The 20,477-nt window shown below is 59.5% G+C and carries 12 protein-coding genes; all 12 read left to right on the top strand.

Annotation, left to right across the window (positions count from 1 at the left end):
- The first annotated feature begins 150 nt into the window (after positions 1-150).
- Positions 151-1,731, top strand: a complete 1,581-nt coding sequence (gene serA, locus C1713_RS10805) for a phosphoglycerate dehydrogenase (RefSeq protein ID WP_050342913.1) — start codon at positions 151-153, stop codon at positions 1,729-1,731.
- 145 nt (positions 1,732-1,876) lie between these two features.
- Positions 1,877-2,746: a zinc metalloprotease HtpX gene (htpX, locus tag C1713_RS10800; protein ID WP_102493908.1), complete on the top strand. Its 870-nt coding sequence runs from the start codon at positions 1,877-1,879 to the stop codon at positions 2,744-2,746.
- 386 nt (positions 2,747-3,132) lie between these two features.
- Positions 3,133-3,840, top strand: a complete 708-nt coding sequence (gene deoD, locus C1713_RS10790) for a purine-nucleoside phosphorylase (RefSeq protein WP_102493906.1) — start codon at positions 3,133-3,135, stop codon at positions 3,838-3,840.
- Between the two features lie 229 nt (positions 3,841-4,069).
- A complete protein-coding gene (locus C1713_RS10785; protein WP_102493905.1) occupies positions 4,070-4,675 on the top strand; it encodes a cytidylate kinase-like family protein in 606 nt (201 codons plus the stop codon).
- 12 nt (positions 4,676-4,687) lie between these two features.
- Complete coding sequence (locus C1713_RS10780; protein ID WP_102493904.1) at positions 4,688-6,109, top strand: glycoside-pentoside-hexuronide (GPH):cation symporter; 1,422 nt, start codon at positions 4,688-4,690, stop codon at positions 6,107-6,109.
- 54 nt (positions 6,110-6,163) lie between these two features.
- On the top strand, positions 6,164-9,295 hold the full coding sequence (lacZ, locus tag C1713_RS10775) for a beta-galactosidase, LacZ type (protein WP_102493903.1): 3,132 nt from the start codon (positions 6,164-6,166) through the stop codon (positions 9,293-9,295).
- 39 nt (positions 9,296-9,334) lie between these two features.
- Positions 9,335-10,504, top strand: coding sequence for a galactokinase (locus C1713_RS10770; protein ID WP_050342927.1), 1,170 nt, complete (start codon positions 9,335-9,337; stop codon positions 10,502-10,504).
- Between the two features lie 18 nt (positions 10,505-10,522).
- On the top strand, positions 10,523-11,512 hold the full coding sequence (gene galE, locus C1713_RS10765; protein ID WP_006689981.1) for a UDP-glucose 4-epimerase GalE: 990 nt from the start codon (positions 10,523-10,525) through the stop codon (positions 11,510-11,512).
- Between the two features lie 12 nt (positions 11,513-11,524).
- The gene (locus C1713_RS10760) at positions 11,525-13,033 is read left to right on the top strand and encodes a UDP-glucose--hexose-1-phosphate uridylyltransferase (RefSeq protein ID WP_102493902.1); all 1,509 of its coding nucleotides are present in this window, start codon (positions 11,525-11,527) and stop codon (positions 13,031-13,033) included.
- 196 nt (positions 13,034-13,229) lie between these two features.
- Entirely contained in the window at positions 13,230-14,279 is a 1,050-nt protein-coding gene (locus C1713_RS10755; protein ID WP_102493901.1) for a LacI family DNA-binding transcriptional regulator, read from the top strand.
- 33 nt (positions 14,280-14,312) lie between these two features.
- On the top strand, positions 14,313-16,538 hold the full coding sequence (locus C1713_RS10750; RefSeq protein ID WP_102493900.1) for an alpha-galactosidase: 2,226 nt from the start codon (positions 14,313-14,315) through the stop codon (positions 16,536-16,538).
- Between the two features lie 147 nt (positions 16,539-16,685).
- The gene (locus C1713_RS10745) at positions 16,686-20,474 is read left to right on the top strand and encodes a phosphoribosylformylglycinamidine synthase (RefSeq protein ID WP_102493899.1); all 3,789 of its coding nucleotides are present in this window, start codon (positions 16,686-16,688) and stop codon (positions 20,472-20,474) included.
- The last annotated feature ends 3 nt before the right edge of the window (positions 20,475-20,477 follow it).

The following is a 20,477-nucleotide window of genomic DNA, read 5'->3' as shown; positions in this document are numbered from 1 at the left end:
ATTCCATACTCTTTGATAATTTTTCTCAGAATAATACGATATGTATATGTGAGAGAGTACGGTTGTCTGTCGGAAAGATTTGACCTGTTTTCTTCTTTTGTCTATAATAGGGACGTTACTGTGTATGATAGGACGTGGGAGGGCATACGGATGAAGATTTTGGCTGCGGACGGGATTTCGCCTGAGGGTATCGGTCTCTTGACGGACTATGAGGTCGATGTGCGTGATAAGATCTCGCATGAGGAACTGCTGGATGTGATCGGAGACTATGATGCGCTGATGGTACGCTCGGCGTCGAAGGTGACGGCGGACGTCCTGGAACGCGCGGGGAAACTAAAGATCATCGGGCGCGCGGGCGTCGGTGTGGACAACATTGACGTAAAGGCGGCGACGGAGCGCGGCATCATCGTCATTAACTCGCCGGGCGGCAATACGATTGCCGCGACGGAGCATACAGTCGCGATGATGCTCGCCATGGCGCGCAACATCCCGACAGCGGATGCGACCATGCACGCGGGGCAGTGGAACCGCAAGGCATACGTCGGCGTTGAGCTGCGCGGCAAGACACTCGGTGTCATCGGCATGGGGCGCATCGGCGGCGGCGTCGCAAAGCGCGCCCTCGCCTTTGACATGAATGTGATCGCCTATGATCCCTACATCAACGAGGAGCGGGCAAAGGCACTCGGCGTGACCGTCGGGACGCTCGATGACATCATCGAGCAGGCGGACTTCATCACGGTGCACATGCCGCTCACGAAGGAGACGCGCGGCATGATCTCCATGGCGCAGATGCGGCGGATGAAGCAGGGCGTCCGCCTCGTGAACTGCGCGCGCGGCGGCATCATCAACGAGCACGATCTCGCCGAGGCCGTGCGCGAGGGAATCGTCGCGGGGGCGGCGATCGACGTCTTTGAGAGCGAGCCGCTCGCGGAGGACAGCCCCCTGCGCAATGTGCCTGGCATCGTCCTCACGCCGCACCTCGGCGCGTCCACGGTAGAGGCACAGATCGGCGTCTCAGTGGATGTGGCAAAGGGCATCCGTGCCGCACTGCGCGGTGAGCCGGTGCTCGCGGCGGTCAACATGGCACCTGTCTCAAAGGAAGTCATGCGTGTGATCCGCCCCTACATCGCGCTCGCCGAACAGCTCGGGTGTACAGCGTGCTCTCTCGCCGAGGGACCCATCTCGCAGGTCGAGGTCGTCTACAACGGTGAGATCACTGAGGTCAATACGAGCTTCCTCACGACGGCCATTCTCAAGGGGATGCTCAACCCCATCCTCGAGAGCGAGATCAACTACGTCAACGCACCGAGTGTGGCGAAGTCGCGCGGCATCAAGGTCTCTGAAATTCGCGAGAAGGAGACGTCGCACTACTCGACGCTCATCACCGTGCGCGTGACGGCATCAGGCGGCACTTCCGAGGTGCAGGGCGCGCTCTTCGGCGAGGAGGGGCGCATCGTTCGCATCAACCGCTTCCGTGTCGACGTTGACCCGCACGCACGCATTCTCATCTGCCCGCACATCAACCGCCCCGGTGTCATCGGCACGATTGGCTCGATCATGGGCGCGGCAGGCATCAACATCTCCTCTATGCAGGTGGGAAAGTCCGATCGCAAGGGCATGAACATCATGGTACTCACCATCGATCACGACATCTCCGATGATGTGCTCGCGCGCGTGCTCGCTGTCGAGGGCATCTTTGATGCGAAACTGGTCAATTTCGAGGCAATTTAAGGGAAGCACGGATAAATTCAGCACGAGCGCGTTGACATATCCTTTATCAGCGATTCCCTGCGAAGATTTCAGGCTTTTTCCATAAATGCCCTGTATGATATAGTCAAAAGGACAAAGATTTGACAGATAAAGGAGAAATGAAGCTATGAACACACTGAAAACAACAATGCTCATGGCGCTCCTGATGGCGCTGATGGTCGCCCTTGGCGGCGTATTCGGCGGACATACAGGCATGACCATCATGCTCATCATTGCGATAGGGATGAACTTCTTCTCGTACTGGTTCTCCGACAGCATGGTGCTCCGCATGTACAATGCACGGGAGATTGACCGTACGGATGCACCGGAGCTCTACGGCCTGGTCGAGAAGCTCGCGGGGAACGCGGGGCTTCCGATGCCGCGCGTCTGCATCATCAACGAGGACGCGCCGAACGCATTTGCGACGGGGCGCAATCCGTCCCATGCGGCTGTCGCCGTTACGACGGGGTTGATGCGCGTCCTCGACTACAACGAGATCTCGGGCGTGCTCGGGCATGAGCTGGCACACGTCAAGCATCGCGACATCCTCATCTCGACCATCGCCGCGACGATGGCGACCGTGATCTCCTACGCGGCGAACATCGCCCAGTTTGCGGCGATCTTCGGCGCGGGACGCTCGAGCGACGACGACCGCGGCGGCATCATCGGAATGATCGCAACGGCGATTATCGCGCCGATCGCAGCAGCTCTCATCCAGATGGCGATTTCGCGTTCGCGTGAGTACAGCGCGGATGAGGGCGGCGCAGAGATCTGCGGCAACCCGAACTACCTCGCAGCGGCACTCGAAAAGATCGAGTACTATGCCGTGCACGGCGCGCCTCTCCCGGAGGCGACGCCGGAGACGGCACACATGTGCATCATCAATCCATTCTCGGGACATGACTTCTCGTTCAAGAGCCTGTTCTCGACGCATCCTGCGACGGCGGAACGCATCGCGCGTCTGCGCGAGCAGGCACAGCGGATGCACATTCGCTGAGTGTATGTAAGAGTCTCGGACACCGATTCCTGTGGTGTTCGAGACTTTTTGCATTCCATTTAGGAATCGCTGATAAAATGAAGTCCGTCAGATTGGCGTAGATTTTTTCGTCCGATTGAGGAGGCAAACCGGACGCATAGCCAAAGCTATGTGGAGGATTTGCAGGCATTGAGCGGGCAAAAAAGATGCGCTAAGATGACGGTGCTGAATTTATCAGTGCTTCCTTTATTGCGTTTGCCCTGACATCATCATATAATGAAAGCCTAGCAGGAGGAGGATGGTATATGCTCGCAAAATCGGCGAATCTGCATGCGCGTGTTGATCCAAGGATCAAGGAGGAGGCAGAGCTTGCCACAGATGATGAGGACTAAGGAAGGAGAACGACAATGAGTTCACTGCATATTGCTGCCGAAAAGGGAGAGGTCGCGGAGCGCATCCTGCTGCCGGGTGATCCGCTGCGTGCGAAGTACATCGCGGAACATTTTCTCGATGGGGCGAAGGAGTACACGTCCATCCGTAATATCCTCGGGTATACGGGGACATATCATGGCGTACCCGTCTCCGTGCAGGGGACAGGAATGGGGATGCCGTCGATCTCGATCTATGTGAATGAGCTGATGGACTGCTACGGCGTGCAGAAGCTCATCCGCGTCGGCACATGCGGCGGAATGCATGAGAAGGTAAAGCTGCGCGACGTGTTCATCGCACAGGGCGCGACGACGGACTCGGGCATGATCCGCAGCATCTTCGGCAGTTCGATCAACTATGCGCCGCTCGCGGACTACGAACTTCTCTCTGCCGCCGTGGAGAATGCAAAGCGCATGAATCTCCCCGTGCGTGTCGGCAATGTGATCTCCGTTGACCGCTTCTACGATGAGGAGATCGACAACAACAAACTCCGCGCCTATGGTGTGCTCGCTGTGGAGATGGAGGCGGCGGCACTTTACACCCTTGCGGCAAAGTACGGGCGGCAGGCACTCGCACTCTTTACCGTGAGCGATCATCTGCTGACGGGCGAGAAATGCACGGCGGAGGAACGGCAGACGACGTTCAACGATATGATCAAGATTGCCCTTGAGACAGCAGTCGGGTAATAGACAAAGACAGCATCACACAAGCAGCGCACGGGAACGCGATTCTCGTGCGTTATTTTTGTGGAGAAACAAAATTATTTTTTCGTGATTTTAAAAAAGAAAATGTTTGCATTTTTGAAAAACATATCGTATAATAAAAACCGTAAATGTAAACGTTTACTATAACGGATTTGGAAGGAGCGACATCGCGCGCATAACGATGCTGCATCCATTTGAAGGAGGGAATTGCATGGAGGAGAAAAAGTACATCATCACGGTCGGCCGTCAGTATGGCTGCGGCGGCCGTGAGCTCGCTGAGATTCTCGCGGAGAAACTCGGCGTGCATCTCTACGATCGTCAGATCGTGCACATGGCGGCGGCAAAGCTCGGGATCAACGATCTGCACGAGAAGGATCTCTTGGAGCTCGAGAATACGGTGAAACCGCTCTCGTCGCGATTCATTCCGTTTCATTCCTTTGGCATGGCGATGGGGGAGTCGAGCCAAGGGATGTTCATGGCCGAGTCGAATGTCGTGCGCAAGCTCGCAGATGACGGCCCGTGCATTTTCCTCGGCCGCTGTGCGGACTATGCACTGCGCAAGCGCGACGATGTTTTTTCGATCTTCGTCTGCGCAGATGATGAGTTCCGTGAGGAGCGCGGACGGACGATCTACGAGGGGAAGTCGCTGAAGGAGCTGAACCGCGAGAACGAGAAGCGCGCGCGCTATTACGACTACTACACGGGGCGCAAGTGGGGCGACGGCGCGAACTACGATCTCGTGGTTAAGACGGGGCGTGCACCGCTCGCGCAGATTGCGGACGGCATCATCGCCTATATGCATGCGGTAAAGGGGTAAGGAGGAACTCTTATGGCATCTCCGAAGAGCAAGTTCTGGTCACGCATCGCCTATGCCTGCGGTACGTTCGGGCACGATGTGTTCTACATGATGCTGGCGACGTACTTCATGATTTTCGTCACGAGCAATCTGTTCCACTCCGACAACCATGAGCACGATGCCTATATGATCGGCATTGTGACGACGATCATCCTTGTTCTGCGTATCGCCGAGCTGTTCATCGATCCATTTATCGGCAATACGATTGATAAGACCAAGACGCGCTGGGGCAAGTTCAAGCCGTGGGTGCTCGTCGGCGCGTTCGTCGCGGCGATCTCGCTTGCGATTCTCTTCACGGACATGGGCGGCCTGACGGTGTCGAACCCGATGCTCTATCTCGTGCTCTTTGCCCTCATTTATCTCATCATGGACGTGTTCTACTCGGCAAAGGATGTTGCGATCTGGTCGATGATCCCCGCGCTCTCGTTCGACTCGCATGAGCGCGAGATCACGGCGACGTATGCACGTATCGGCTCGGTGTTCGGCGCGCAGATGATTACGGCGATTGTCATGCCCGTCGTCCTCTACTTCTCGCTGAATGAAAACGGCGGTGCAGGCGACGGGACGGGCTGGTTCGCCTTTGCCGTGATCGGCGGCGGCATTGCAACGCTCGGCGCGGTGATCCTCGGCCTCGGGACAAAGGAGGAGACCTCCGCCCTGCGTGAGAACAAGACGGAGACGTCGTTCAAGGACGTGTTCTCCGTGCTTATCAAGAACGATCAGCTGCTCTGGATCGCGATTGCGTATCTTGTTTTCGTTCTTGGGCAGAATATCATCAACAATTTCAACCTCTACTATTTCATCTATGTGCTCGGCGACGCGAAGCAGTTCTCGTTCCTCGGCGTGATCAATGTCATCATCGGGCTGCTCGCCGTGGCACTCTTCCCGACGCTCACGATGAAGTTCAGCCGTCGGCGGCTTTTCTTCGGCTCGGTTTCGGTGATGCTGGTCGGCATCATCCTCTATGCGCTTGCGGGGACGAGCGTCATCATGACGCTCTTTGCGGCCGGCCTCTTCGCCCTCCCGCAGCCGCTGATCTTCCTCGTCGTGCTCATGACAATCACAGATACGGTGGAATACGGCCAGCTGAAACTCGGACATCGTGACGAGGCACTTGTCCTCTGCGTGCGTCCGTTGGTGGATAAACTCGCGGGTGCCGTCACGGGCGGCCTCATCGGCATCACGGCGATCTGGGTCGGCATGACGAGCGGCGCGACGGCGGCGACGATTACGCCGGAGAACCTTTTCAACTTCAAACTCGTGATGTTTGCGGCTCCCTTTGCACTCATCCTGATCGGTACGGTCATCTACCGCGCAAAGGTGACGCTGACGGAGGCGGAGCACGCACGCATTGTCGAGGAGCTCGAAGACAAGTGGCATGAGATGAATCAGTAATAGGATGGGAAGCGGTCGTTTGCGGCCGCTTTCTTTGCCAAATGGAGGTTTCTGATGGGCTTTGATTTCAGCAAACTGAGCGACCCGCGTTATTTCGCGGAGAATCGTCTGCCTGCACACAGCGATCATCGTTTTTACCGCGATGAGACAGAGCTCGCGCGCGGCATATCGTCCTTTGAACGCACGCTTGGCGGTGTTTGGCAGTTCGCCTATGCACGGAACATCGACGCCATCCCGCAGGATTTTACGGCGGCGGACTACGACTGCCATGACTGGGAGACGATCCATGTGCCCGCGCACATCCAGATGGAGGGGCATGGCGTCCCACACTATACGAATACGACGTATCCGTGGGACGGGCACGAGAGCATCGTGCCGGGGGAGATTCCGACGCGGGAGAACCCCGTCGGCTGCTATGTGAAGTACTTCGCCGTACCCGAGGGCTGGGACAATGTGTTCATCTCCTTTGCCGGTGTCGATGCGGCACTCGCCCTTTATCTCAACGGGCATTTTGTCGGCTACAGCGAGGACAGCTGCACGCCGTCGGACTTCGATCTGACGCCGTATCTCGTGTCAGGCGAAAATAAGCTGGCGGCGATGGTGTTCCGCTACGCGAGCGCGAGCTGGCTGGAGGATCAGGACTTCTGGCGGTTCTCGGGGATCTACCGTGATGTCACGCTCTATACAAAGCCGCAGCACCACATCGAGGATGTCGCTGTCCGTGCAATGCCGATGGAACGGGACGGATACACGGACGGACAGCTTGATGTGCACCTCACGTTCGGTGATGCGGCAGAGAAGAACGTCGAGATCCTGCTCTGCGACGAGGATGGGGACTGTATATGGGAGGATGAGGCGTGCATCTTCGCAAAGACGCATACGATTTCGGGAGAGCCCTTCTGTGTGCACCTGTGGAGCGCAGAGTATCCTTTCCTCTATCATCTTCTGATTCGCGTGCGCGACGCGGCGGGGACGCTGCAGGAGGTCGTACGCATACGCGTTGGCTTCCGTGCGTTCTGCCTGCGCGACGGACTGATGCAGATCAACGGGAAGCGCATTGTGTTCAAGGGCGTCAACCGTCACGAGTTCGACTGCGACCATGGGCGGGCGATGGATCCTGCGCTCTTTGAGCAGGATCTCATCGCGCTGAAGCGTGCCAATGTCAACGCGATCCGCACGTCACATTACCCGAACAGCAGCCGCCTCTATGAGCTCGCGGATCTTTACGGTTTCTATGTGATCGACGAGACGAATCTCGAGACGCATGGCTCGTGGATGAGGAACGGCGCGTGTGAAAAGGATGCGAACAGTCTGCCGGGCGATCATGAGGAGTGGCTGCCCGCCGTGCTCGACCGTGCACAGTCGATGTACGAGCGCGACAAGAACCATCCGTGCATCCTGATCTGGTCGTGCGGCAACGAGTCCTGCGGCGGGCGCAATATCTACGAGATGAGCGCGTACTTCCGCCGTGCTGACCCCACGCGACTCGTGCACTACGAGGGGATTTTCTGGGATCGCAGCTATCCGATGTCGAGCGATATGGAGAGCCAGATGTATACGAAGGCGGCGGACATCGAGGCCTTTCTGAAGAAGCATCGGGACAAGCCTTTTATCGCGTGTGAGTACACGCATGCGATGGGCAACAGCTGCGGCGGCATGCACAAGTACACGGAGCTGGCAGAGCGCGAGCCGCTCTATCAGGGCGGCTTTATCTGGGACTTCGGCGATCAGGCGATCCGTCGGCGCGGACGCGATGGGGAGGAGGTATTCCTCTACGGCGGCGACTTTGGCGACCGTCCGTCGGACTACAATTTCAGCGGCAACGGCATTTTCTTTGCCGACCGCCGAGCGACGGCGAAGCTGCAGGAGGTGAAGTATAACTATCAGGACTTCACCCTGCGCCCTGCATGGAACGGGGTTGAGATCGAGAACAAGAGCCTCTTCTCCGATGCGGATGACTATGAGCTGCGGATGACGCTCCTCCTCGACGGGCGAAAGGTCTGGGAGACGCGGCAGCTGGGACATTCCGTGGCGCCCGGAGAGACGAAGTTCATTGATATGGCATTCTCCAAGATGCCGTATCTCGGCGCAGGGGAGTATGTGCTGACGGCGTCGCTCTGCCTGAGGCATGAGGAGCTGTGGGCCCCTGTCGGCTATGAGATTGCCTTTGGACAGGCGGTCGTCGTACCGCCCGAAGGAGCGGCAACGCGCCTCTTGGATGTTCTCGAGAGCTGTGATGCCGCACCATACTGCGTGCCGCTTGGCGCCTGCGGAGATCTGCGCATCGTCGTGAGCGACATCAACCTCGGCGTGCAGGGGGCAGGCTTTTCCCTCATGTTCTCGAGTGCGCAGGGAAATCTCGTCTCCTACCGCTATGGCGGGCGCGAGCTGATCGAGGAACTGCCGCAGCCGAGTTTCTGGCGTGCGCCGACGGATAACGACTACGGCTGTCATGCGCCGGCGGATACCGCACAGTGGAAGCTCGCGAGTCTCTACCGCCGCTGCACGCAGATCGCGTGGAGCACGGACGATGCGCCGCTCACCGTCATTGACGGCTATTTCGGCAAGGCGGGAACAGGCGAGCGGCGTGCAGCGCGCGTCACCGTGCGCTTTACCTATGCACTCGCGGCACAGCCCGCCGCCCATTGCACGGTCACGTATACGGTGGACGCTGCGGGCGCGGTGGATGTCGCACTGGACTACGAACCGACGGACGGGATGCCCGCGCTGCCGGACTTTGCGATGCTCTTTACGCTCGCGGCGGACTATGACCGCATCCGCTACTACGGCTATGGCCCGAAGGAGAACTACGCCGACCGCCATCGCGGTGCGCGTCTCGGCATCTACGAGAGCACGGCGGCAGAGGAGGTCGAGCCGTATCTGCGCCCACAGGAAACGGGCAATCATTGCGGTGTGCGCTGGATCGAACTGCGCGATCGCAGCGGACACGGGCTGCGCCTCACGGGGGCAGAGCCCATGGAGGCGTCGGCGCTGCCCTATGGCCCGCACGAGCTTGAGAATGCGCGTCACGCATACGACCTGCCGCGCAGCGCGCACACCTACCTGCGTGCATCGGCGGGGATGTGCGGCGTCGGCGGCGACGACAGCTGGGGCGCTCCGGTCCTCACGGAGTATACGCATCCGAATGCGGCGCGGCATCTGCGCTTTACGATGCAGGGAATCTAACGACCTTTGGCGAAATGATAATAAATGGAGGGCGCTGATATGAAGATATTGGACGAAATGCAGGAAGTCTTTCGGGAGAAATTTGGTGCGGCACAGACGCACGCATATTTCTCGCCGGGACGCGTGAATCTCATCGGTGAGCACACGGACTACAACGGCGGGCACGTCTTCCCCTGTGCGATCTCCCTCGGGACGTATGCGCTCGTCGCACCGCGCACGGACGGCATCTCGCGGCTCTACTCGATGAATCTGCCGGAGCAGGGCGTGGTGCAGTTCCCCATGCACGGCGCGGTGAAGAGCGATGCCTACGGCTGGGCGAACTATCCCATCGGCGTTGTGCGCGTGATGGAGGATGCGGGGCATCGGGCGGCGCACGGCTTTGACATTGTCCTCTATGGTACGCTGCCGAACGGCGCGGGCCTTTCCTCCTCGGCCTCCATCGAGGTGCTGATGGCGGTCATCCTGAACGATGAGCTGAACCTCGGCATTGATATGGTGGAACTAGTGAAGTTCTCGCAGAAGGCAGAGAATGAATTCGTCGGCATGAACTGCGGCATCATGGATCAGTTCGCCGTCGGCATGGGAAAAAAGGACTGTGCGATCCTCCTCGACTGCAATACGCTTTCCTATCGGTACAGCAAGCTGGCACTCGACGGCTGCAGCATCGTCATCACGAATACGAACAAGACGCACAGCCTCGTCACCTCGGCGTATAATGAGCGGCGCGCCCAGTGCGAGTCGGCACTGAAGGCACTGCAAAAAGTAAAGCCGATCAAGGCTCTCGGCGAGCTGACGAATGCGGAGTTCGATGCCATTGCATCGGCAATCCCCGATCCCGTCGAGCGTCGGCGCGCACGCCATGCTGTCTACGAGAACAACCGCACGCTGGAGGCGGTGAAGGCACTCGAGGCGAACGATGTGAAGCGTTTCGGTGAACTGATGAATGCGTCCCACGTCTCCCTGCGTGACGACTACGAGGTGACGGGGCCTGAGCTCGATACACTCGCGGAGCTCGCATGGCAGCAGAACGGCGTCCTCGGCTCGCGTATGACGGGCGGCGGATTTGCAGGATGTACGGTCAGCATCGTGCGCGACGCGGCGATTCCCGCATTTGAGAAGAATGTGGGCGATGCCTATACGGCAAAGATCGGCTATGCGCCGAGCTTCTACGTGGCAAATATTGCGGACGGCGCACGCCGTCTCTCATAAGAAAGGAGAAGGATATACATGGCTATTTTGGTCTGCGGCGGCGCAGGATACATCGGCTCTCATGCCGTTCATGCACTGGTGGAAAAGGGCGAGCAGGTCGTGATCGTGGACAATCTCCAGACGGGGCACCGTGGGGCGCTGAACCCTGCGGCCACGTTCTATGAGGGAGATATTCGCGATGCGGCGGTGCTCGATAAGATTTTCACGGAGAACAAGATCGAGGCAGTCATCCACTTTGCGGCGAACTCCCTCGTGGGGGAGAGTGTCGAAAAGCCCCTGCTCTATTTCAACAACAATGTCTACGGGATGCAGGTGCTCCTCGAGGCGATGGTGCGCCATGGCATCGACAAGATTGTCTTTTCCTCGACGGCGGCCGTCTACGGCGAGCCGAAGCGCGTTCCCATTCACGAGGACGACGAGACGCACCCGACGAATCCGTACGGAGAGACAAAGCTCACGATGGAGAAGATGATGAAGTGGGTCAGCCGTGCGAACGGTGTGCGCTATGTCTCCCTGCGCTACTTCAATGCGGCGGGGGCGCTCCCCGACGGCTCGATCGGTGAGGATCACGCGACGGAGACGCATCTCATCCCGCTCATCCTGCAGGTGCCGCTCGGAAAGCGCGACCATATCACGGTCTTTGGCGAGGACTATCCGACGCCCGACGGAACGTGTCTGCGTGACTACATCCACGTGGTCGATCTTGCGGATGCACATGTGCGTGCGCTGGACTATCTGCGGCAGGGCGGCGAGAGCAATATCTTCAACCTCGGCAACGGGCAGGGATTCTCGGTCAAGGAGATGATCGCCGCCGCGCAGAAGGCGACGGGACGCTCGATCAAGGTGGAGATCGGTGCACGCCGCGCGGGCGATCCGGCACAGCTCATCGCGTCGAGCGAGAAGGCACGCACGGTGCTCGGCTGGAATCCGCAGTTTACGGACGTGGAGCAGGTCATCGGCACGGCGTGGACGTGGCACGAGAAGCATCCGAACGGCTATGGGGACTGAGGGAGGACTGTCATGAGTGACATACAGCGCAGCATCAGCCGCCTCCTGCATTTTGCGCGGCAAAAGGGGCTGATCGCCCCTGACGATGAGGTGTACGCCGCGAACCGCCTGATCGACGTGCTCGGCGTGGAGGAGTATGTGCCGCGCGTCGTCGATGAGACGCTCGAGACGGCGACGCCCGTGCTCGAGGAGATGCTTGACGATGCGGCGGCACGCGGCTTGATCGAAAATACGGTGAACGAGCGCGACCTGTTCGATACGCGCATCATGGACTGTGTGATGCCGCGTCCCTCGGAGGTCGTGCGGGAGTTCCGCGCGCATTATGCGGCATCGCCGCAGGAGGCAACGGACTGGTACTACCGTCTGAGCATTGCATCGAACTACATCCGCAAGACGCGCATTGATCGGAACATCGCGTGGAAGACGGCGACGGAGTACGGTGATCTCGATGTGACGATCAACCTCTCGAAGCCCGAGAAGGATCCGCGCGACATCGCAAAGGCGAAACTCGCGAAGGCGTCCTCCTATCCGAAATGTCTGCTCTGCCGTGAGAACGAGGGCTATGCAGGACGGGCGAACCATCCCGCGCGCGAGACGCACCGTCTCATCCCGCTCGATCTGTGCGGAGCACCGTGGTTTCTCCAGTACTCGCCCTATACCTACTACAACGAGCACTGCATCATCCTGAACGGCGATCATGTGCCGATGCAGATTTCACGCCATACATTTGAGAATCTGGCGTGTTTCTTACGGCTGTTCCCGCATTACTTTGCCGGCTCAAATGCCGATCTGCCGATTGTGGGCGGCTCGATTCTCTCGCACGATCACTATCAGGGCGGACGCTATACGTTCGCGATGGAGCGTGCGGCAACGGAGCAGGAGTACGCGTTCAAGAACTATCTGACGGTGCGTGCGGGACGCGTCAAGTGGCCGATGTCGACCCTGCGGCTCACCTCACCGGATGCGGATGCGCTCATCGACCTCGCGGAGAAGATTCTCGCGGCATGGCGCGTCTACAGCGATGCGTCGGTGGAGATTCTCGCGGAGACGGACGGCACGCCGCACAATACGATTACCCCGATTGCGCGGCGGCGCGGCGAGGACTTTGAGTTCGATCTCGTGTTCCGCAACAATCGGACGACGGCAGAGCATCCGCTCGGGCTCTTTCACCCGCACGCGGAGGTGCACCACATCAAGAAGGAGAACATCGGCCTGATCGAAGTGCTGGGGCTGGCGATCCTGCCCGCGCGTCTCAAATCGGAGATGGAGCAGATCCGTGCGGAGCTGCTGCGGGGAGCGGCGGACATCGCGGGAATCGCGGACATCGAAAAGCATGCGGACTGGTATCGCTCGGTACGTGCGGCGCATACGACGGTCACGGAGGGAAATGTCGATGGGATTCTGCGCGACGAGATTGGAAAGGTGTTCCTGGAGGTGCTCACGCACGCAGGTGTGTTCAAGCGTGACGCGGCAGGAATGGCGGCGTTCGACCGCTGGATTGAAAGCATAGCGGGCGTGTAGATGTCTGCGTACTCCTCGCAAACACCTCGTTACGCAAACGGTCGTACACTTATCTGCCTAAATACCTGCGGACTTCTTAAACGTGCTTCGCTTGAACGAAAGAAATCCGCAGGGGGCAGAACGTGTACTTCCCCCGTTTGCTTCACTAGGGTTTGCTTAGGAGTATCGCATGACAATGATACAGGGGGAAGAGAGAATGAAGGCGACGATCGTTGATGTGGCGAAGGAGTCGGGCGTGTCTGTCGCGACGGTTTCGCGCGTCGTGAACGGGAACTATCCCGTGCGTGAAAAGACGCGGTTCAAGGTGGAGAACGCCATCAAGAAACTGGAGTATGTACCGAATCTGCAGGCACGCGAGCTGAACACGCAGCGTTCCTCGAGCATCGGCGTCGTCGTACCGGGCTTTGACAATATATTCTTTGCCGAGGTGCTGGACGGGGTGGAGGAGCATCTGCGGCAGAGTTCCTACTCGCTGCTGCTCGCCTGCGCACAGAACGATCCTCGGCGCGAGGAGGCGTGCGTGCGGGACTTCATCACGCGCAATGTCTCAGGGGTGATCGTCGTCAGCCCGAACACGGAGACGGCAGCGACGGAGTTCTACGAGACGACGGCGGCGCGGCTTCCCATGGTCTTTATCAACAGCGCGCGGGAAATTCCGGGCATATCGCATGTGACGAGCGATCAGCGCGGCGGCGCCCGTGCGGCACTCGAACATCTATTTCGCTACGGGCACGAGCGCATTCTCTTTGTCCGAGGCGAGAACAGCGATTCCTATCGTGTGAAGGAGGACGTCTACCGTGCCGTTATGCAGGAGCGGGGGATGTTCCATGCGGAGGATATCGTCAGCATCGGCGACGGCAATCGCATTGAGACGGTCGAGAACACCATGTTCATCCTCATGGATCAGATGCTTGATTTTGCACCAACAGCGATTTTTTGCTGCAACGACCTCATGGCGATGGGAGCGGTCAACGCCTGTCAGCGTATGGGACGGCGCGTTCCGCAGGACATCTCGGTGATCGGCTATGACAACACGGTGCTCAGCAAGTACACGGCGCCGCAGCTCACGACCATCGACCAGCACATGGGCGATCTTGGGCGGGAGGCGGCACGCCTCATGCGGAAGCGGATCGAGGAAGGGACGGCGGAGAATATCGTACGCGCAAACACCGTGGTGGAGCGTGAGACGACGGGGTTTCACGTGGAGGAAGATACGGGACTGCAGAGATTCGCCCGCCTTGCATAGCGTTTTCATCACACAACCGAAGGGGGGATATACATGAATATCATCTATCATGAGCAGGGCAGAGTCTTTCATCTCTTCAATGATTCGATCAGCTATATCTTCATGGTACTGCCGCACGGCGGGCTCGGGAGCCTTTACTTCGGTGCGGCACTCCGCGACCGCGAGGGCTTTGAGCATCTCTTTGAGCGTGCGCATCGCGGGATGTCGGCGTGTGTCTTTGCGGACAGCCGCGACTACTCGCTCGATGCGATCCGACAGGAGCTGCCGACCTACGGCTCGTCGGATTTTCGCCGTCCTGCGCTGAATGTGCTGCAGGAGAACGGCAGCCGCATTCTCGATCTGCAGTTCAAGGACTGGCGCGTGGAGGACGGCAAGCCGAAGCTCGCGGGGCTGCCCGCCACCTATGTGGAGTCGCCAAGTGAGGCAAAGACGCTCATCATCACACTGGAGGATGTGCCGACGGGGCTGTGTGTGGAGCTCCTCTACACGATCTTTGCCGAGGGGAACGCGATTGCGCGCAGTATGCGCTGCCACAATGCGGGTATGGAGATGCTGCACCTGCAGAAGGTGATGAGTCTCTCGATTGACCTGCCCGATACGGACTATGAGTGGCTGGAGCTGACAGGGGCGTGGGCGCGTGAGCGCCACGTGGAGCGGCGCGCGCTCGCCACGGGCATCACGGCGATTGGCAGCCGCCGCGGACACTCCTCGGGGCAGTACAATCCCTTCGTCGCTCTCGTGCGCCCCGAGACGACGGAGATGCAGGGCGAGGTGCTCGCCGTGAGCCTCGTCTACAGCGGCAACTTCGAGATGCTTGCCGAGGTGGACAACCACGGCGTGACGCGTCTGCAGGCGGGCATTCACAGCACGGATTTTGACTGGATCCTCGCCACGGGCGAGACATTCCAGACGCCGGAGGCGGTGCTCGTCTGGTCGGACGAGGGGCTGAACGGCATGAGCCGCACGTATCACCGCCTCTACCAGCGGCGGGTGGCACGCGGGACATGGCGCGATAAGGGACGCCCCATCCTCATCAATAACTGGGAGGCGACCTACTTCGACTTTACGGAGGAGAAGCTGCTCGCGATTGCGGATGTGGCGGCGAAGTGCGGCGTGGAGCTCTTCGTGCTCGATGACGGCTGGTTCGGTGCGCGCACGTCGGATCATGCGGGGCTCGGTGACTGGACGGTCAACCGCGACCGTCTGCCGAACGGGATTGACGGGCTCGCGGAGAAGATCGAGGCGCGCGGCATGAAGTTTGGCATTTGGGTCGAGCTTGAGATGGTCAATGAGGACTCTGATCTCTACCGCGCACATCCCGACTGGGTGCTCTCCGTCCCGGGGCGGAGAAAATCACTCGGACGCTCGCAGTGCGTGCTCGATTTCTCCCGTCAGGATGTCGTCGATAATATCTATGAGCAGATGGCGGCGATCCTCTCAAGCGGCAAGGTCTCCTACGTAAAGTGGGATATGAACCGCAGCATTACGGAGTGCTGGTCACACGCGCTTCCTGCCGCACGGCAGGGCGAGGTGTTCCACCGCTATATTCTCGGATTGTACGATCTCTATGAGCGGCTGACGACGGCGTTTCCGCACGTGCTCTTCGAGTCCTGTGCGTCGGGCGGCAACCGCTTCGACCCCGGGATGCTCTACTACGCGCCGCAGGCATGGACGAGCGACAACTCGGATGCCGTCGAGCGGCAGAAGATCCAGTACGGTACGTCGATGTGCTATCCGCTGAGCAGCATGGGCAGTCACGTCTCGGTCGTGCCGAACCATCAGGTGAACCGCGTGACGCCGCTGCACACGCGTGCGAACACGGCGTATTTCGGTACGTTCGGCTACGAGCTTGATCTAGGCAAACTCAGTGCAGAGGAGATCGCCGAGGTCAAGGACGAGATCGCCTTTATGAAAGAATATCGTGAGATCTTCCAGTTTGGTACATTCTACCGCCTGCAGAGCCCCTTCGAGCACAATGTTATGGCGTGGATGTGCGTGAGCGGCGATCAAAAGACGGCGATTGTCGGCTGGTACCGCACGCTGAACCGCGTGAATGACCGCTTTGCGCGCGTGCGCCTTGCGGGACTGCTGCCGGACACCCTCTATGAGGACAGCCGCAGCGGCGCGCGCTGCTACGGTGACGAGCTGATGCACTACGGGCTGATTACGACGGATGGGACAACGGGCGAGCCGCATCCCGAGAATGGGCTGACGACGGATTTCGACTCGCGTCTCTACGTGCTGAAAGCCGTGGAATAAGACAGCTTGACGACATTGGGGCACTGCATGAAGCAAAAAACTTCGTGCAGTGCCCATTTTCTTGCTGCCGCATGAATCCGTCATTGCAAAATGTGCAGAATTTCGTTAGAATAGAAGTGTAGACCACATGGAAGAAGGGAGATTCTTATGGCCGTCAAGCGAATCTTCGTCGAAAAGCGTCAGGGCTTTTTTGACGTTCCGGCACAACGCCTTTGCAGTGATCTTGTGGAGACGTTCCGTCTGACCGACCTGCGCGCGGTACGCATGATTACGCGCTACGATGTGGAGGGACTGAGCGACGAGGAGTTCGAGCAGGTTCGCGACATCGTCTTTGCCGATCCACCGGTTGACACCGTCTATGAGGATGCACTGCCCTTTTTCGCCGATGCGAAGATCTTTGCCATCGAGCCGCTGCCGGGGCAGTTCGACCCGACGGCTGCGGCGGCTGCGGAGTGCGTGCAGCTCGTGACGCAGGGGGAGCGTCCCACGGTGCGCACGGCGCGCGTTATTGTGCTCATCGGCAGGATCAGCGATCTCATCGTTGAAAAGATCAAGGCATATCTCATCAACCGCGTGGAGAGCCGCGAGGCGTCGCTCGCCACGCCGGCGACGCTCGAGGTGCAGCCTGCGATGCCGGGGGATGTGGAGGTGCTGACGCAGTTCAACACACTTTCGCGCGAAGAACTGGCACGTTTTCACGCTGCCCACGGCTTTGCCATGAGCGAGGAGGATCTCGCTTTTGTGCAGGAGTACTTCCGCAGTACGGAACGCCGCGCACCGACGATCACGGAGCTGCGCGTCATCGATACGTATTGGTCGGATCACTGCCGTCATACGACGTTTACCACGGCGATTGATGCAGTAACCATCGAGAACGGCTCTTTCTCATTGCCAATCATGGAGACGTATCAGAAGTACACGGACGACCGCAAGGCACTCTACACGGATAAAAAGCGCGATATGACGCTGATGGATCTTGCCGTGATCGGGATGAAGGCACTGCGCGCGGAGGGTAAGCTGGACGATCTCGATGTGTCAGAGGAGATCAACGCGTGCAGCATCCATATTACCGTGGATGTAAACGGGAAAAATGAGGACTGGCTCCTCATGTTCAAGAATGAGACACACAATCACCCGACGGAGATCGAGCCGTTCGGCGGTGCGGCGACCTGCCTTGGCGGTGCGATCCGCGATCCACTCTCGGGGCGTTCCTATGTCTATCAGGCGATGCGCGTGACCGGAGCAGCCGACCCGCGCACGCCGATAGAGGAGACGCTGCCCGGAAAGCTCCCGCAGAAGAAGATTACGCTTGGTGCTGCCGAGGGCTATAGCTCCTACGGCAACCAGATCGGCCTTGCGACGGGACAGGTGCGCGAGATTTACCACAAGGGCTATCTCGCCAAGCGCATGGAGATCGGCGCAGTGATCGGGGCTGCGCCTGCTGCACAGGTCGTGCGTGAGCGCCCCGTGCCCGGCGATGTCATTATCCTGCTCGGCGGACGCACGGGACGTGACGGCATCGGCGGTGCGACCGGCTCATCGAAGCAGCATACGGAGCAGTCGCTGACGACCTCGGGCGCCGAGGTGCAGAAGGGCAACCCGCCGACGGAGCGCAAGCTGCAGCGGCTGTTCCGCAATCCTGAGGTCAGCTGCCTGATCAAGCGGTGCAACGACTTCGGAGCAGGCGGTGTCGCCGTGGCCATCGGTGAGCTTGCGGATGGGCTGACGATTGACCTCGATGCTGTTCCGAAGAAATATGAAGGGCTGGACGGTACGGAGCTCGCGATCTCCGAGTCGCAGGAGCGCATGGCAGTCGTGCTCGCTCCGCAGGATGTGCCTGCGTTCCTGCGGCACGCAGATGCGGAGAACCTCGAGGCGACGCGCGTCGCCGTAGTGACGAAGGAACCGCGTCTCGTGATGCAGTGGCGCGGCAAGGACATCGTGCGCATCGCGCGCAGCTTCCTCGCGACGAACGGCGTGCGCCAGCACGTCCGCGTTGCTGTGGCAGCCCCGAACGAGCAGGCGCCGTATCTGCAGCAGGTTCCGCCGCTCGTGCGCAAGGCAGGACGCTCGCTTGAGGCCATGTGGCTTGCGAATCTGCGTGACCTCAATGTGTGCAGTCAGAAGGGGCTCGGTGAGCGGTTCGACGGGACGGTGGGCGCAGCCTCCGTGCTCATGCCGTTCGGTGGAAAGTACCAGCTCACGCCGTCGGAGGCGATGGTTGCAAAAATCCCCGTGCGTTACGGTGAAACGAATACGGCGTCGGCGATGGCGTTTGGCTTTGATCCTGATCTCTCAACGTGGAGCCCATTCCATGGCGCGGCGTATGCCGTCATCGAGGCCGTGGCGAAGATTGTCGCCGTCGGCGGCAGAGCGGATCGGGTGCGGCTGACGCTGCAGGAGTACTTTGAGCGGCTCGGCACGGACCCAAATAAGTGGGGCAAGCCCTTTGCGGCGCTCCTCGGCGCGCTGCGTGCCCAGCATGAGCTCGGGATTCCTGCCATCGGCGGCAAGGACTCGATGTCCGGCACGTTCGAGCAGCTGAATGTTCCGCCGACGCTCGTGGCCTTTGCGGTGGCGACAGTGCCTGCAGATGAGGTGCTCTCGCCGGAGTTCAAATACCCCGGCAACCGTGTTATCATGATTCCTGTTCCGCGTGATATGCAGGATCTTCCTATCTTTGAGCGTCTGCGCAAGAACTTTGCGAAGGTGCATGAGCTGATCCACGGGCAGAAGGTGTTCTCCGCGCAGAGCGTCGGCCGCGGCGGCGTTGCGGCGGCACTCTCGAAGATGTGTCTCGGCAACAACCTCGGCTTTAAGTTTACGACCTATATTCCGCAGGATGATCTCTTTAAGCCGCTCTATGGAACGATCCTGCTCGAGGTGGCATCTTCGTTCGACCTCAATGCGAACCTTGCGGGCATGGGGGCAGTCGAGATCGGCGTTACGCGCGACGTGCCGAGCATCATCACGGATCTCGACACCATTGTGCTCGCCGATGTCAAGACGGCGTACACCGAGCCGCTCGAAAAGATCTTCCCGACGACGGTGTCGCACACGCATCGCCAGATCGATCGCCCGACCTTTGCTCCCTATACGAAGGGGAAGCACAAGAGCAGCTCGCTCAAGATTGCAAAACCGCGTGTCTGCATCCCCGTGTTTCCGGGGACGAACTGCGAGTACGATTCGGCGCGCGCATGGGAGCGCGTCGGCGCAAAACCTGAGATCATGGTCGTGCGCAACCTTACGCCACAGGCGGTCGAGGAGACCGTGACGGTGATGGCGGAGACGATCAAGCGCGCGCAGATCCTCATGCTGCCGGGCGGCTTCAGCGGCGGCGATGAGCCTGACGGGACGGGCAAGTTCATCGCGGCGATGTTCCGCGCTCCGCAGATTGCCGAGGCGGTGCATCGACTCCTGCACGATCACGATGGTTTGATCCTCGGGATATGCAACGGCTTTCAGGCACTCCTGAAGCTCGGCCTTTTGCCCTACGGCGAGATCACGGATCTCGACGAGAATACGCCGACTCTGACGTACAACAACATCGGGCGGCATGTTTCGCAGACCGTGCGCGTGCGCGTCGCGTCGAATCTCTCGCCGTGGCTCTCGGGGGTCAATGTCGGTGATACGCATACATTGGCGGTGTCCCATGGAGAGGGGCGCTTCTATGCGGATGGACATACGGTGGCAGCACTGCGTGTGCGTGGTCAGATCGCCACACAGTACGTGAACGAGAAGGGTGAGCCGACGCTCGATCAGCCGTATAATCCGAATGGATCGGTCAACGCCATCGAGGGCATTACGAGTCCCGACGGACGCATTTACGGGCGCATGGCACACGCCGAGCGCATCGGGAAAAATATCAGCATGAATGTCCCCGGCGAGATGAATCAGATGATCTTTGAATCGGGCGTGGGATATTTTATACGGTAAAAG

Source organism: Centipeda felix (assembly GCF_900186465.1).
Taxonomy (GTDB): Bacteria; Bacillota; Negativicutes; order Selenomonadales; family Selenomonadaceae; genus Centipeda; species Centipeda felix.
This window is presented reverse-complemented; position numbering and strand designations above follow the sequence as displayed.